Below are 15,058 nucleotides of genomic sequence, written 5' to 3' on the forward strand. Positions count from 1 at the left end.
CCTCGCCTTGCTCAACGGTCGCGGCGCGAGCGTAGGCCCCAGCCCTTGCGCTCGAACAGGCGCTCCAGCGCGAAGAACAGCGTCGGCAGGATGAACAGCGTCAGCAGCGTCGACACCACCAGACCGCCGACCACCACCGTGGCCAGGCCGCGCTGCACGTCGGTGCCCACGCCCGTGGCCAGCGCCGCCGGCAGCATGCCGATGGACGCCACGGTGGCCGTCATGAGCACCGGCCGCAGCCGCTCGGTCGCGCCTTCGAGCACCGAGGCCTCCAGCGCCAGCCCTTCGCCGCGCACGCGCCGGAAGTTCGCGACCATGATGATCCCGTTCTGTATCGACACGCCGAACAGCGCGATGAAGCCCACTGCCGTGGCCACGTTGAGCGTTTCTCCCGCCACGTGCACCGCGATCAACCCGCCCAGCGTGGCCATCGGCACCACGCCCAGGATCAGCGCCACGTGCCGGATCTTGCCGAACTGGAAGAACAGCAGCACCGCCATGATCGACACCACGATCAGCAGCGACACCGCCAGGCGCGCCTGTGCCCGCTGCTGGTTCTCGAACTGGCCGGCCCACTGCAGCCGGAACTTGGCATGGTCGAACTTCACGTCCTTGGCGATGCGCTCCTGCGCTTCCACCAGGTAGGAGGCGAGGTCGCGGCCGCGGTTGTCGATGCGCACCGTGATCTGGCGCGAATTGAGCTCGTGCGAAATGGTGCTCTCGCCGGTCTGCAGCTTCACGCTGGCCACCTGCGACAGCGGTACCTTGGCGCCGCCCGCGCCATTGAGCAGCAGCGAGCCGATGGCCTCGGTGCCGCTCTTGGCCGACTTCGGCAGCTTGACGGTCACGTTGTAGGTGCGGTCGCCGCTGTACACGGTGATGACGGGCGCGCCGCCCATGCCGGTCTGCACCAGGCTGGCCACGTCGTTCGCGTTCACGCCCAGCCGGGCCGCGGCTTCGCGGTCGAGCTTGATGACCACCTGCGGAATCGGCGGCTCCTGGAACAGCGACGCCGACGCGGTGCCGCGCACGGTGTGCAGCAGGTCGACGATCTCGTTGCCGATGCGCCGGCTTTCCTTCAGGTCGTCGCCATAGATGCGCAGCACCAGCGGGCTGTGCGCGCCGCCCACGGCGTCGTTCACGCCGTCGATGATCGGCTGGCTGATGCCCACGTCGAAGCCCGGCATCTTCGAGAAGCGCTCGTTCAGCGTGCGCACGAAGGCGGCCTTGTTCACGCCCGCAGGCCACTCGCTGTAGGGCTTCAGGCCCACGGGCACTTCCACGTGCGAAGGCGTCCAGGGGTCGGTGCCGTCGTCGTTGCGGCCCAGCTGCGTCACCACGTAGGAAACCTCGGGGTACTCGAGCAGGACGTGGCGCAGCTCCGCGGTCATTTCGCTGGCCTTGTCCAGCGACAGGCCCGACGGCAGCTGCACCTGCAGCCACAGCGCGCCTTCGTCGATGTCGGGCAGGAACTCGCGCCCGGCTGTGGCGCCCAGGATCGCCACCGCGGCCAGCGCGGCGATGCTCAGCGCATAGGCGATGGCCGGCACCCGCAGCAGGTGGCCCAGCACGCGCCGGTAGGCGCCCGTGAGCCACACCAGCGGCTTGTTGACGAAGGGCTTCATCGGCTTGCGCAGCGCCACGTAGGCCAGGCTGGGAATCAGCGTGATCGCGCACAGCAGCGCGCCCACCAGCGCGTAGCCCACGGTGAAGGCCATCGGCTTGAACAGCTTGCCCTCGGCGCGCTCGAAGGCGAACAGCGGAAAGTAGGCCGTGATGATGATCAGCGTGGCGAAGAAGATCGGCCCCGACACATGGCTCACCGTCTCGAGGATGTTGCCCTCGGTCAGCGTGGCGTGGGGCTCTTCCTCGCGCCGCCGCAGGATGGCTTCCATCACCACGATGGCGCCGTCCACGATGATGCCGAAGTCGATTGCGCCCAGCGAGAACAGGTTGGCCGGCATGCGGGTGAAGTGCATCACGATGAACACCGTGACCAGCGACATCGGAATCGCCACCGCCGCCACCACCGCGCTGCGCGGGCTGCCCAGGAAAAGGATGAGCACGAAGCACACCAGCGCCATGCCTTCGAGCACCGTGTGCGTCACCTTGTCGACCGTGAGCTTCACCAGGTCGTCGCGGTCGATGTAGGGCACGATCTTCACGCCCATGGGCGCAAGCTGCGCCTGCAGCTCGTCGATCTTCTTGTGCACGCCCTCTAGCACCCGCGACGGGTTCTCGTACTTGAGCATCAGCACGATGCCTTCGATGGTGTCGGGGTTCCTGTCCTTGCCCAGGATGCCGCCGCGCTCCTGGTGGCCGAACTGCAGGCGCCCCAGGTCGCGCACCAGCACCGGCGAGCCGCCGGACTGCGACACCACCACCGCGCCCAGGTCGTCCAGCGAGGTGATGAGGCCGATGCCACGCACCACGTAGCTCTGCTCGCCGCGCGCGATGCGCCCGCCGCCGGCGTTGGCGCTGTTGTTGTTGATGGCCGTCACCACGTCGCTCAGCGCCAGGCCGTATTTCTGCAGCGCTGCCGGGTCCAGCTCGAGCTGGAACTCCTTGGTGAAGCCGCCGAAGTTGGTGATGTTGACCACTCCGGCCACCTGGCGCAGCCCCGGAATGACGATCCACCGCTGGATCTCGGACAGCTCCATCAGGTTCCTGATGTCCGACTCGAGCGTGTAGCGGTAGATCTCGCCCGCCGGGCCCGCCACCGGGTCCAGCCCCGGTTGTGCGCCCGAAGGCAGCGAGACCTGGCCGATACGCTCGGTCACGCGCTGGCGCGCGAAATAGTCGTCTGTGCCGTCCTTGAAGGTCAGCGTGATCAGCGAGAGCCCGAAGGTACTGCTCGAGCGGATCGAGGCCAGCCCCGGCGTGTTGCTCAGCGCCCGCTCCAGCGGCGTGGTGATCTGCTGCTCTATTTCTTCCGAAGCCAGGCCGTTGACCTGGGTCGTGACCTGCACCGTCACGTCGCCCAGGTCGGGGTAGGCCTCGACCGTCATCTGCGTCCACGACCAGGCACCGAGCAGCACCAGTGCGATGGACATCGCCCAGACCAGGTGCCTGCGGCGAAAGAACTGGGTGATGATGAGATTAATCATTCAGCAGCACACCACCACGCACCACCACACGCTCGCCGGCATTCAGGCCGCTGCGAATGCGCACCTGGTCGCCGTCTTCTCGGCCCAGTTCGACCACGCGACGCACGAAGGTCCAGGGCTCCGCCTCGACGAACACGCTCACGGCGTCGTTGTTCATCAGCAGCGCCGAGGCCGGCACCTGCGGCTGCGCCGCCTGCGGCACCCCCAGCACCGCTGTCGCATACATGTTGGGCTTGAACAGCCCGTCGGGGTTGGGAAACACGATGCGCGCCTTGGCGCGGCGCGTGTCGGCATCGAGCACCGAACTCACGAAGCCGACCTTGCCGGTGAAGCGGCGGCCCGGGTAGGCGGCCAGCGTGACCGTCACGTTCTGGCCGGGCGCCACCGCGCCCACCACGTTCTCGGGCACGTTCACCGTCACCCAGACCGAGTCGAGGTTGGCCACCGTCATCAGCGTGGCCGTGGCGTCGTTCAGGTTGGCGCCTGCGCCGGCATTCAGCGCGGTGACCGTGCCGGACATGGGCGCGACGATCTTCAGCAGCTGGCCGGCCTGCGCGCCGCTGCCGTCCGCGCCCAGGCTGCGCAGGCGCGTCTCGCTGCGGCGCAGTTCGGCCGTCTGCTGCGCGACGGCGCTCTGGGCCGCTTCCACGTCCTTGGTTGCATTGGAGCCGGCCTCGTTCACGCCACGCGCGCGCACCAGCGCATGCTGCGCCAGTTCGAGCGCGTCGCGGGCCTTCTGCGCGTCGGACACGGCCTGCGCCAGGTCGGGCGAGGTCATCGTGGCCAGCACCTGGCCGCGCTTGACCGTGTCGCCCAGGCGCACCTTCAGCTCGACCAGCTTGCCGGTCAGCGGCGGCAGCACGTTGACGGTGCTGGCCGGATTGGCTTCCACCGTGGCGGGCAGGCTCACGTCGTGCGGCGAGGCCTGCTCGCCGACGGTGGCCACGCGCAGCCGGTCGCGCAGCGGCGAGCCGTCGGGCACGCTCAGCCGGTTGCCCTGGCGAACAAGCATCGGCGCCGGGGCGGCGGCCACGGTGGCCGCATGGGCGGTGTTGTCGAAGGAGTCGACGCACAGCGCCGCGCAGGTCAGCACGCCGAAGAAAATTCGTGCTGGCGTGATCTGGTAGAGGGATTTTTTCTTCATCTCAGGACATCCGTTGGGGCCGGACGCGCTGCGCACGGAATCCCTTTCCGTGCCCTTGATCCGCCCCCGTCACCCCAAAGGAGGTTAAGAAAGCGCGACTGAAGAAGCTCCCAAGAAATCCTGAAGTTTTCTTCAGAATCGGGGGCACGGCGCCCGCCGGGCGCGGCATGATCCACCCCGATGAGAATTCTGTTGATCGAAGACGACCGCAAGGCCGCCCGCCTTTTGGCCCGCGGGCTGCAGGAAGAGGGCTTCGTGGTCGATGTGGTGCACACGGCCGAGGAGGGCGACGAGGAAGCCTTCGTCATCGCCTACGACCTGATCGTGCTCGACTGGATGCTGCCCGGCAAGGACGGCCTGACCCTGTGCCGCGACCTGCGCCAGCGCGGCTGCAAGACCCCGGTGCTGATGCTCACCGCCCGCGACGCCCTGAGCGACCGGGTCGCCGGGCTGAACACCGGTGCTGACGACTACCTGACCAAGCCATTCGCCTTCGACGAACTGCTGGCGCGCGTGCGCGCCTTGCTGCGGCGCTCCGAGATCATGCGGCCCGTGGTGCTCGCGCTGGCCGACCTGAGCCTCGATCCGCTGAGCCAGCGCGTGATGCGCGGCGGCATGGTGCTCGACCTGACGCACAAGGAGTTCGCCATCCTGCAGATCCTGCTGCGCCATGCCGGCGAGGTGGTGAGCCGCTCCCGCCTGGCCGAGCAGGTGTGGAAGGACGACCTGATCGCCATCGACAACCTGATCGACGTGCACATCGGCAACCTGCGGCGCAAGGTCGACGCACCGCCGGCGCCGCCGCTGATCCAGACCGTGCGCGGGCGCGGCTTCAGGCTCGCGCTGGCCGAAGACAACCCCGGCGGCAGCCATGCTGCTTAGCTTCCGCAGGCGGCTGGCGCTGGCGCATGTCAGCGTGATCGTGGTGGTGATGACGATCGCCGCCCTCGGCTCGTACTTCGTGTTCTCGCGCAACGTGCACGGCGAACTCGACGCGGCGCTGCTCGCGCTGGCCGAGACCGAGCTCGGCATGCTGCTGTCGGCGAATGCCGGCGACGCGGTCATCGTGCACGAGGCACCGCCCGGCCCGGCCGCGCCTTCGTTCGTGCGGCTCGACCGGCTGGTGCAGATCGTCGACACCGAAGGCCGCGTGCTGGCGCGCAGCAGCAACCTCGGCGAAGCGCAACTGCCCATTCCGCCCGTGCTGCGCGAGCGCCTGGCCGCCGGCGAGACCGTGTTCGAGACGCTGGACGGCTTCGGCGAGGAGCCGACCCGCATGGTGTCGGTGCCCGTGCCGGGACATCGCAAGCTGCTGGCGGTGCAGGTCGCGGGCTCGCTCGACGACGTGAACCGCACCGTGGGCATGGCGAGCGTGCTGTTCCTGATCCTGGGCGTTTCCCTGCTGCTGGCGCTGGCCGCGGCGGGCGCGCTCATCACGCGGCGCGCATTCGGCGCCATTGCCGACGTGGTGCAGCAGGCAAGGCACATCGGCGACGCCAATCTCGCCGAACGGCTGCCGCACCCGGGCACGCGCGACGAGATCGGCCGGCTGGTCGACACCCTCAACGACATGCTGAGCCGCATCGAGAACGGCATGGAAGCGCAGCGCCGCTTCACCTCCGACGCCTCGCACGAGCTTCGCTCGCCGCTGTCGCGCCTGCGCACCGAGCTGGAACTCGCGCTGCGCCGGCCGCGCGAGCCGGCGGCGTATGTCGAAACGCTGCAATCGTCGCTGGAGGAGGTCGAGTCGCTCACGCTGCTGGTCGAGGAGCTGCTGGTGCTCGCCCGCATCGACGCCGGCCAGGAGCGCGACGCGGCCGAGAAGGTGTCGCTCAACATGCTGGCCGAGGACGCCGTGCGCCGCCTGGAGCCGATGGCCCGGGAGCGCCGCCTGTCGCTGGTGCTGGAGCCCGCGCCGCCGGTGGCCGCGCGGGTGGCGCGCGGCGCGGCCAGCCTGGCGCTGGCCAACCTCCTGGACAACGCGCTCAAGTTCTCGCCGTCCGGCACGGTGGTGAGCGTGAGCGTGCGCGCCGACCTGGAGGCCGACGAAGCCATCATCAGCGTGTCGGACCACGGGCCCGGCATCCGGGGCGACGAACTGCCGCACCTGTTCGAGCGCTTCTATCGCGGTGCCACCGCGCGCTCGGACGAGAAGACGCCCGGGCTCGGCCTGGGCCTGGCGCTGTCGCAGGCGGTGGTGCATGCGCACGGCGGGCGCATCGAGGCGGCGAACGAAGCGGGGGGTGGGGCGCGCTTCGACATGCGGTTGCGGCTGGCGCGCTGAGGAGCGGGCGGGCCCGGCGGGCAAACCCTGACCGCGCGAAAGACCGCCGCTTCGAGAATGGCCCGATCCATTCCGGACCAACGAAGAGGGCCCCCGCCACCATGCTCTACGCCACGCTGTCACGCCGCCGTTTCACGCTTGCCACGGCCGCCGCAAGCATTGCCTTGCCGTCGCTCGCCCAGCAGGGCACATGGCCGAACAAGCCGATCCGCATCGTGGTGCCCTACACGCCGGGCGGCTTCACCGACCAGATGGCGCGGCTGGTGCAGGTGGGCTTGCAGACCAGGCTCGGCCAGCCGGTGCTGATCGACAACAAGCCCGGCGCCAACAGCCTGATCGGCGTGGACGCGATCGCCAAGGCGCCGCCCGACGGCAGCACCTTCGGTGTCGTCATCGCGGCCTATGCGGCCAACACCACGCTGTACCCGAAGCTGCCCTACGACCCGCGAAAAGACCTCTCGGGCGTGTCGCTGATGGGCGTGTCGCCGCTGCTGGCGGCGGTCAACATCGAGTCGCCTTTCAAGACGGCGCGCGAACTCATCGACTACGCCCGCACCAACCCGGGCAAGGTGAGCTTCGGCTCTTCGGGCAACGGCTCGGCCGCGCACCTCACCACCGAGCTGTGGAAGTCGCTGACGCAGACCTACATGATCCACATCCCGTACCGCGGCGCTGTGCCGGCGCTGACTGACCTCATGGGCGGGCAGATACAGCTTTTCTTCGATGCGCCCACGGGCCTCATCAACCAGGCGAAAGCCGGCAAGGTGCGGCTGATCGGCGTGGCGGGCGACAAGCGGCTGGCGGCCGCTCCCGAGGTGCCGACCTTCATCGAGCAGGGCTTCGCGGGATTCACCGGCAGCACCTGGGCGGGCATGCTGGCGCCGGCCGCCACGCCGCGCGACATCGTCAGGCGCATGTCGGACGAAGTGGCGCGCATCATCCGCAGCGACGACACGCGGGCCAGGCTCGACGCGATGGGCACCATTCCGGCCGGCGGCACGCCCGAGGAGTTCGATGCGTTCATCGCGTCGGAGACCACCAAGTGGGGCAAGGTCATTCGCACGGCAGGGGTGAAGGCGGAGTAGGGCGCGACAGCAGCATCTCGATGTGCGGGATGCCGTCTTCGTCGTAGGGCTCGCCGGCCTCGACGAACCCAAACGACGCGTAGAACTTCCGAAGATAGAGCTGCGCGCCGATGCGGAGCGCGGCGCCGGGCCACAGCGCCCCGGCGCAGGCAAGGCCGCGTGCCAGCAGCTCCTGGCCCAGCCCCCGTCCGCGATGCGCCGCACCCGTCAGCACGCGCCCGATCGATGCTTCCCGGTACGACACACCCGGCGGCAGCAGGCGCAGATAGGCCGCAAGCTGCCCGCCGTCGAGCGCGTAGAGGTGATGGGCCTGCATGTCCTTGCCGTCCGGATCGAGGTAGATGCAGCGCTGCTCCGCAACGAACACCTCGCTGCGCGCCGACAGGATCAGGTACAGGTCACGCGTACTCAATGCGTCGAAGTTTTCTTGATGCCATTCCATGGTGAGGTCCTTCGCGCCGAACATAACAGGCACGGTCGCTGCTACGCCTCTCGGTACTCAGACCCGCATGCCCCCTCATGAAGCACTTCATCGTCGAAATCAACTACCTCGTTCCGCTCGAAAGAGTCCAGCAATCCGTGGCGCCGCACCGCGCCTATCTGCAACTGGGCTACGACGCCGGCCTGCTGCTTTGCTCCGGCCCCAAAGTGCCGGCGACCGGCGGGTTCATGCTGGCCCGCGCGGAATCGCTGGCCGCGCTCCAGGAGTTCTTCGCGCAAGACCCTTTCCACACCGAGAAACTCGCGAGCTTCACTTTCAGCGAGTTCAACCCGGTGAAGCGGCAGGGCTGGGCCGAGGCGTGGTTCGCCGAAACCCCGGCGGCCTGACGACTACCGCGGCGCGGTTGCGGCGCTAGCCACTGGCGCCGGCGCATCTTCCCAGCCGCCGCCCAGCGCCTTGTAGAGGCTCACGGTGTTCACGGCCTGCTTGAGCTGCAGCTCGATCCACTGCCGCTGCTCGATGTACAGCTCGCGCTGCGCATCGGCCCCGGCGAAGTAGTCTTCCAGCCCGTTGCGAAAGCGCGTGCGCGAGATCGCCGCCACCCGCTGCAGCGACTGCACGCGCGCCTGCTGGGCTTCGAGCTGCGGGCGCAGGTGGCTGTCGGCAATCAGCGCATTGGCGGTTTCGCGCAATGCCTGCTGCACCGAGTATTCATAACTCGCCATTGCGGCGGCCAGGCGCTCTTCGTTCGCGCTCAGGTTGGCCGAGCGGCGGCCCCAGTCGAAGATGGGCAGCGACACGCCGAGCACCGTGGCCCAGCTGCGGTTGCCCGAGTTCAGCAGGCTCGAGAACTCGCCGCTCAGGCCGCCGCCCACGGCGGTCAATGAAAAGCTCGGATAGAACGCCGCCTTGGCCGCGCCGATGCCCGAGTTCGCGGCCTCCACGCGCGCATGCGCCGCCAGCAGGTCGGGCCGGCGCTGCAGCAGGCTCGCGGGCAGGCCCACGGGCACCTCGGCCACCGAGCGCTCCGGCCACGGGCGCTGCGCGCCTGTGGTGGCCGGCACCGGCTGGCCGACCAGCACCGTGAGCCATTGCAGGTCCTGCCCCACGCGCATGCGGAATTCCTCGCGCTGAACGGCCGCGCGCTGCACCAGCGACTGCGAGCGCAGCAGGTCGAGGTCCGACGTGCCGCCCGCCTTGCGGGCACGCTGCATCACGCCCGTGCTGTCGGTCTGGATGGCCAGGTCCGACTCGGCCAGCGACAGCAGTGCGCGGTCGGCGCGCAGCGTGAGGTAGGCGTTCGACACCTCGCCCACCAGGTTCATGCGCGCGGCGGCGAACTCGCGCTCGCTGGCCGTGGCCTGCGAGCCCGCCTGCTGCACGCCCGCATCGACGCGGCCGAAGAAGTCGAGTTCATAGGCCATGATGCCGGCCTGCACGGCATAGGTGTTGCCCACGCGGCCCACCGCCTGGCTGTTGGTGACGACGCCGGTCGAGCTGAGCGACGTGACCTGGTTGCCGCGCCCGGCCGAGCCCACGAGGCCGATCTCCGGGAACAGGCTGGAGCGCGTGCCGGCGTACACGGCGCGGGCTTCCCGGGCCTTGGCGGCATACACGCGCAGATCGCGGTTGCGCGACAGCGCGGTACCGATCAGGCCGCGCAGCTCGTCGTCGCGCACGAAGGCCTGCCATGCCATGGGGGCGACGTCGGTGCCGGCCTTGCCATCGGCCCATTGCGCGGGCACCTCGACATCGGCCGGCTTCAGCGGCGGCGTGAGGTTGCAGCCGGACAGCACCAGCACGGCGACCAGCAGCACCGCCAGCATCGGCGCGCTGCTCGCGAACATGCGCGGCATCCTCGGCACGCGGGGCCAGCGCCAGCCGGCGCTGTCCATGAAGGCCAGCACGGCGCGCGCCGGTTTCACCTGCGTGGCGACATGGCTGGGCGGCAGGCTGAAGACGTGGCGCACCAGCCGGTCGTGCACCGCGTCGTCGTGCACGAAGGCCAGTTCGGTGCCGGCGCCGGAGCGGCCCGTCACCGTGGCCGAAACCCAGCCCACATGATCGACGTGTATGTCCAGCGGTTGCCCGATGCCGATGCGGCCCAGCGCGGTGCTGTTGAGCAGCCGCGCGCCGTCGCCCGCGATCTCGGCGAAGCGTGCCGCACCCACGCCGGCGGCGCTGCGCACGGTGGTCGCGGCGTCGTACGGAAAGCGCTCGTCATGCTCGGGGCGCGGGCGGTCGATGCAGGCGATCAACGCGGCCAGGCAGTACACGGTGGCGATGAAGGTCCACACCACGTTGAGCACGTCGCCTGTTGTCATGGCGCTGCCGATGGCGCCCAGCGCGCCCATCTCCATCGCGGCGATCAACGCGCCGAACACGGCGACCAGGTTCCAGTGCACCACCGTCCTGCTGCGGTCCTGCCCCTTGGCCGTGACCTTGAAGGGCCGGCCAAAGGGCCGTATCAGCGCCGAGACGATGGTGCGCGTGACGGCCATCGCGGCCACGATCTGCGTCACCTCGGTGAACACCGGCAGGCAGCGGCGCTGGCTGATCCAGTAGGTGTAGCCCCAGAACATGACGAGCGGCGGCAGGCCGTACATGGCAAAGGCCCGGGGCGTGGCATGGAAAGCCGAGGCGCCCGTGTACCAGTAGAGCGCGGGCGCCGCCAGGATCAGCAGGATGAACGGCTTGGTGAGCCAGTGCAGCAGGCCGTGCACGTAATGCAGGCGCGCCGTGAAGCTGTAGCCCTTGCCGCGCAGCGGGCCGTCGCGCAGCAGCGCCACCTGGATCGTGCCCAGGCACCAGCGGCTGCGCTGGTTGATGTAGTCGATGATGCTGTCGGCCGAAAGCCCGTTCGACAGCCGCTCGTTGAGCCAGCGCGTGACCCAGCCGGAGCGCATCAGCGTATAGGTGGTGTAGATGTCTTCGCACACGCTGCCGGTGGGAAAGCCACCGGCGGCGGTGATCGCGTCGCGCCGCACGATGAAAGAAGTGCCCACGCAGAACGCCACGTCGGCTGCGTCCTTGGCCGGCTGCAGCACGTCGAAGAACACGCGCTGCTCGTCGACCCAGCTGTCGGTGGCGCGCAGGTTGTGCTGTATCGGGTCGGCGTTGTAATAGAACTGCGGCGTCTGCACCAGGCCCACCTTCGACTTCGGGTCGTCGAACAGGCCGAGCACGCGGTAGACGATGTTGCGATGCGGCGCGAAGTCGGCGTCGAGCACCAGGATGTAGGGCGCGTTGGTGAGACCGGCCGATTGCCGCAGGCCGTTGTTGAGGTTGCCCGCCTTGGCGTGCGCGTTGTCCGGCCGTCGCGCGTAGTGCACGCCTTTTCGCGCGCAGTAGTCGCGCAGCCAGTCGCGCCGCGTGTCGTCCAGCACCCAGACATTCACATGCGGATAGTCGATGGCCTGCGCGGCGAGGATGGTCTTCTCGAGCACGCCGATCTCTTCGTTGTACGTGCAGATGAAGACGTCGACGGCGGGCACGCCGGCGCCGCGCTTGCGCAGCATGGCCTCGCCAGCGTCCGCCTGGGCGTGGTTGTCGCGGCGGCGCGAGAGCATCTGTATCGACAGCAGGGTGTAGACGATCGACACCATCTCGAACACCAGGAACACCCAGCCCATCAGCGTGCCGAAGCCCAGGTCCGCCGGCGGCAGCGTTTCGGCCAGCCGCCACGCCACGTAGCGCACCAGCACCAGCGCGGTGAGAAAGCCGAACAGCACGCGGTGCGACGCACGGTCGGCGCGCGCATGGAAGACCATGATCAGGGCCAGGCCCACGACCATCAGATTGACCCTGAATTCGGGCGTATCGATCAGTTCGAACATGGCTTTGCTCCTGCGACGGTGGTTGTTCCGGTGAACGGGTTCCAGCCCTTGGCGGCCAGTGCGATCCAGGCCGTGGCGCCCAGGTGGGGCCAGCGGTAGTAGAAGAAGTCGGGGCCCTTGGAGTCCGGCCCTATGGCCAGCCCGGTCGATATGCGCGGGCTGGGCGTGGCGTAGTACAGGCCGTTGGGCGCGCGCTGCGAGGCCAGCAGTTGCCACAGCGCCTCGGGCGCCGCGCCCTTGACGGCCACCAGCGTGGCGGCGGCCTGCGCGCTGCCCTCGGTCCAGATGCCGTCGGGCTGGCGCGGGAAGCCGTAGCCGGCGCCGACGCGATGGTTCGCATCGACCCATGCGAGGCCGGCCTGCCATGCGCAGCGGCCCGGCGGCGCGGCCAGCAGGGGCCACAGTTGCGCGTCGAGGCCCGAGGCCGTTGTGGAAACGGTGGCGCCGTCGGCCTGCGTGCCGATGTGGAAGCGCTGCTCGGCCTTGTTCCACATGCGTTCGACGAAGGCCAGCGCGGTGGCGGCCTGGCGCTTCTGTTCCGGGTGTGCGCTGGAGCGGGCGGCCCATGCGGCGGCCATGGCGATGTCGATGTTGTGCTCGGTCGATTTCCAGGTCTGCGCGGCCTGCCGGTCGTCCCAGCCATACCAGCCGCCGATGTAACCGTCGGGCGCGACGCTCGAGTGCGTGCGTTGCTCGATCCATGCCAGCAGCCTGGCGATGGCATCGGCATAGCGCGGGGAGGGCGCCGCCTGGTCGACGTTCAGCAGCAGCAGCGCGGCCCACGCCACGTTGCCGGTCGCGGTGCTGACCTGGTAGGCGTCGGCGATCCACTGGTTCCTGTCCGCGTCCCAATAGCCGGAGAGCACCGGTTTCGCATCGGCCAGCAGGCCCGCGCGGTAGGCGTTGCGGATGCGGCCGTCCGGGTAGTGCGGGTCATGCGCCACGGCCAGCACCATCGCGTCGGCGATGCGCCTTGCCGATGCGGTGTCGCCGCATGCCAGCAGCGCGATGCCGGCCAGCGCGTTGTCGTACACGAAGGCCACGTTCGCGAGGCTCGGCGCGAGTTCGGGCACGCCGTCGATCTGCGCGTCAGTGCGGTAGCTCGGCAGGAAGAGCGGGGCCGAGGAATCCCCCCGGCTGCTGAACGCGACGGCGCGGCGCAGGCCATCGCAGCTTTGGCGCGCGAGCATCTGTTGCGCTGGGCTTTCGGCTGCCGGTGCTTGCGGTGCATGAAGGCACAGCGCCGTGGCTATCGCCAGCGCGCATCGTCGAGCAAGGTTCGCGTGAGCCATCGTCTGCCTCCATCGGCTTCGAGGATTCATGCCGCGTGCTAGGAAGCCAGCCTCGCCGATACCACCTTGCCGGGCGCGCACAGCCCGCGCTGCGCCATCCACGCCGGGTTGTCCGATTCGACACGCGCCACCGCGTAGACCGAGCCTTGTTCCGCATACGGGAAGGGCACCGCGTAGCGGCTCTGGAAATCGTCTGGAGCAACCGGCAGCAACTGGGTAACGCGTGCCGACACTTCCGCGCCGCCGTCATCGGTTTTCACGGCAATGGTCGAGCCCATGTTGAGCTTCCTGGCCACCCGCGGGGCAAAGACCGCGACCACTTCGATGCGGCTGCAGTCGGTCATGCGCACCAAGGTGGCACCCTGCGGCACGAAACTGCCCTGCGGCATCAGCACGGAGTTCACCTGGCCCGGTTGCATCGCACGCACCTCGAAGGCGGCCATGCGGTCGATGCGGCTGCGCTCCTCGGCTTCCAGCGCGGTCACCTCGCGCAGCTGCTGGCGCAAGGCTTCGCTGTCGTGCTGCGCGCGCTCGATGGCGCCGCTCAGCGTTTCGCGCCGGCTCGCAAGAGTCTGGTAGACGCTGGCGCCACCTCCGCCCACGAACACGCCGCGGCTCGCACTCGCCATGCTCTGGCCGAGTCCCGAATAGGCCTGCTCGGCAACAGCGGCGTTGGCGCGCGAGATGCTCAGCTGCGCCTGCGCGGCGTCCATGGCCTGCGGGCTCACGGCGCCTTCGTCGAGCATGGCGGCGGTGCGGCGCACCTTCTGCTCCTGCTCGGCCACGCTGGACTGCGCCACTTCGCGCTGGCGTTGCGCGATCTGCCACGCATCGCGTGTCTGCGCCATCGAGGCCGTGCGGTACAGCTTGACCTGCTGCTCGACGAACTGCAGTTCTTCGCTCGATGCATTGAGCTGGTTCGTCAGCTGCGCCACCTGGCTTTGCAGCGCGAGACGCTGCGTGGTGAGCGTGGTGAGGATGTCGCGGTTGATGGTGGGGTTCTGCACCGTGGCCACCACCGCGCCGGCCTCGACCTTGTCGAGCGCGCGCAGCGTCATGTGCGTGACCACGCCGCTGATGGGCGAGGTGACCAGCGTCACCGGGGCCTGCAGCACGGAGCGCGTGGCCTGCCTGGAAACCAGCGGCTGGATCAGCGTGGTGACGACGAGCCACAGCACGAAAGCAAGCAGCGCATACCCCGCGATGCGCGGCACCAGCGACTCCGTGGTGCCACCGCGCCATCGTCTCAGGCGTTCATGCCATGCAGATGCTTCCGCGTTCGCAATGAGGTGCGATTCCTGGACAGTGCTTGCATTCATTCGTGCCTCGCAATCGATGACGTGGTGACTTCTCAGGACCAGCGTCTCCTCTGTCGTGGCACATCATTGGGGCATGCCATCTGCTTTGCTGCAATGCAGCAATACACATGCCAAAAGTGAATTATTTTTGCTTACAAAGGCAACCGAATGTGCATTCAGGGTGCGAGCACCAGCACCTTGAACTGGCTCGGCACGATGCGCATGCCGACGATGTTGCTGCGGTTCTGCACCGTGAGGCTGGTCATGCGTGTGCAGGGCGAGCCCTTCAGCAGCACGGTGAAAGCGCCGGTGATGTGGCGCGACGGCCCCATCACCGTTTGCGACACCACGCCCATCAGCACGCCCGCGTTGTCGCCGTTGGTGATGGGCGTGGTCGTTGCCAGGTTGTGCGCGGGCGTGCCGCCGTAGAGGATGTTCCAGGCGTTGGGAATGGCCGTGGGACCGAGCGCGAAGTTGGGGTAGGGAATGGGGACGGCCGGCGGCGTCTTGCAGACATCGGGAAAGGCCAGGTCCATGCCCATCATCTGTGCGTTGGCGAACATGCGTGAA

Annotated in this window: 11 protein-coding genes; 4 read left to right on the forward strand and 7 right to left on the reverse strand. The window is 68.8% G+C overall.

What is annotated here, in order from left to right; genetic code table 11:
• Window positions 1-11: 11 nt before the first annotated feature.
• Window positions 12-3,107 carry an efflux RND transporter permease subunit gene (locus AC1RVW_RS00465; protein WP_493197338.1) on the reverse strand — a complete coding sequence of 1,032 codons (3,096 nt, stop codon included), beginning with the start codon at window positions 3,105-3,107 and terminating at the stop codon, window positions 12-14.
• On the reverse strand, window positions 3,100-4,251 hold the full coding sequence (locus AC1RVW_RS00470) for an efflux RND transporter periplasmic adaptor subunit (protein WP_493197340.1): 1,152 nt from the start codon (window positions 4,249-4,251) through the stop codon (window positions 3,100-3,102). The genes AC1RVW_RS00465 and AC1RVW_RS00470 overlap by 8 nt, the downstream gene beginning before the upstream one ends.
• A gap of 180 nt (window positions 4,252-4,431) precedes the next feature.
• Here AC1RVW_RS00470 and AC1RVW_RS00475 point away from each other — a divergent pair, with 180 nt between their 5' ends.
• The 3 genes from AC1RVW_RS00475 (at window position 4,432) to AC1RVW_RS00485 (ending at window position 7,620) form a co-directional block, all read left to right on the forward strand.
• On the forward strand, window positions 4,432-5,133 hold the full coding sequence (locus AC1RVW_RS00475; protein ID WP_081269512.1) for a response regulator transcription factor: 702 nt from the start codon (window positions 4,432-4,434) through the stop codon (window positions 5,131-5,133).
• Window positions 5,126-6,535, forward strand: a complete 1,410-nt coding sequence (locus tag AC1RVW_RS00480; RefSeq protein WP_493197511.1) for a sensor histidine kinase — start codon at window positions 5,126-5,128, stop codon at window positions 6,533-6,535. The genes AC1RVW_RS00475 and AC1RVW_RS00480 overlap by 8 nt, the downstream gene beginning before the upstream one ends.
• A gap of 101 nt (window positions 6,536-6,636) precedes the next feature.
• Window positions 6,637-7,620 (forward strand): tripartite tricarboxylate transporter substrate binding protein, encoded by a 984-nt coding sequence (locus AC1RVW_RS00485; protein ID WP_493197342.1) that lies wholly within the window; start codon window positions 6,637-6,639, stop codon window positions 7,618-7,620.
• Here AC1RVW_RS00485 and AC1RVW_RS00490 read toward each other — a convergent pair.
• Window positions 7,589-8,062 carry a GNAT family N-acetyltransferase gene (locus AC1RVW_RS00490; RefSeq protein ID WP_493197344.1) on the reverse strand — a complete coding sequence of 158 codons (474 nt, stop codon included), beginning with the start codon at window positions 8,060-8,062 and terminating at the stop codon, window positions 7,589-7,591. The two genes, AC1RVW_RS00485 and AC1RVW_RS00490, sit on opposite strands and share 32 nt — an antisense overlap.
• Window positions 8,063-8,139: 77 nt before the next feature.
• Here AC1RVW_RS00490 and AC1RVW_RS00495 point away from each other — a divergent pair, with 77 nt between their 5' ends.
• Window positions 8,140-8,448, forward strand: coding sequence for a YciI family protein (locus AC1RVW_RS00495; RefSeq protein WP_493197346.1), 309 nt, complete (start codon window positions 8,140-8,142; stop codon window positions 8,446-8,448).
• Window positions 8,449-8,451: 3 nt separating this feature from the next.
• Here the strand turns inward: AC1RVW_RS00495 and AC1RVW_RS00500 are convergent, their stop codons facing one another.
• The 4 genes from AC1RVW_RS00500 to AC1RVW_RS00515 form a co-directional block, all read right to left on the reverse strand.
• Window positions 8,452-11,898, reverse strand: a complete 3,447-nt coding sequence (locus AC1RVW_RS00500) for an efflux transporter outer membrane subunit (RefSeq protein WP_493197348.1) — start codon at window positions 11,896-11,898, stop codon at window positions 8,452-8,454.
• Complete coding sequence (locus AC1RVW_RS00505) at window positions 11,886-13,088, reverse strand: hypothetical protein (protein WP_493197350.1); 1,203 nt, start codon at window positions 13,086-13,088, stop codon at window positions 11,886-11,888. The genes AC1RVW_RS00500 and AC1RVW_RS00505 overlap by 13 nt, the downstream gene beginning before the upstream one ends.
• A gap of 140 nt (window positions 13,089-13,228) precedes the next feature.
• On the reverse strand, window positions 13,229-14,509 hold the full coding sequence (locus AC1RVW_RS00510; RefSeq protein WP_493197352.1) for an HlyD family secretion protein: 1,281 nt from the start codon (window positions 14,507-14,509) through the stop codon (window positions 13,229-13,231).
• Window positions 14,510-14,664: 155 nt separating this feature from the next.
• A complete protein-coding gene (locus AC1RVW_RS00515) occupies window positions 14,665-15,051 on the reverse strand; it encodes a DUF4150 domain-containing protein (protein WP_019652627.1) in 387 nt (128 codons plus the stop codon).
• Window positions 15,052-15,058 lie beyond the last annotated feature (7 nt).

This window comes from Variovorax sp. MPBD4-3 (assembly GCF_058809745.1).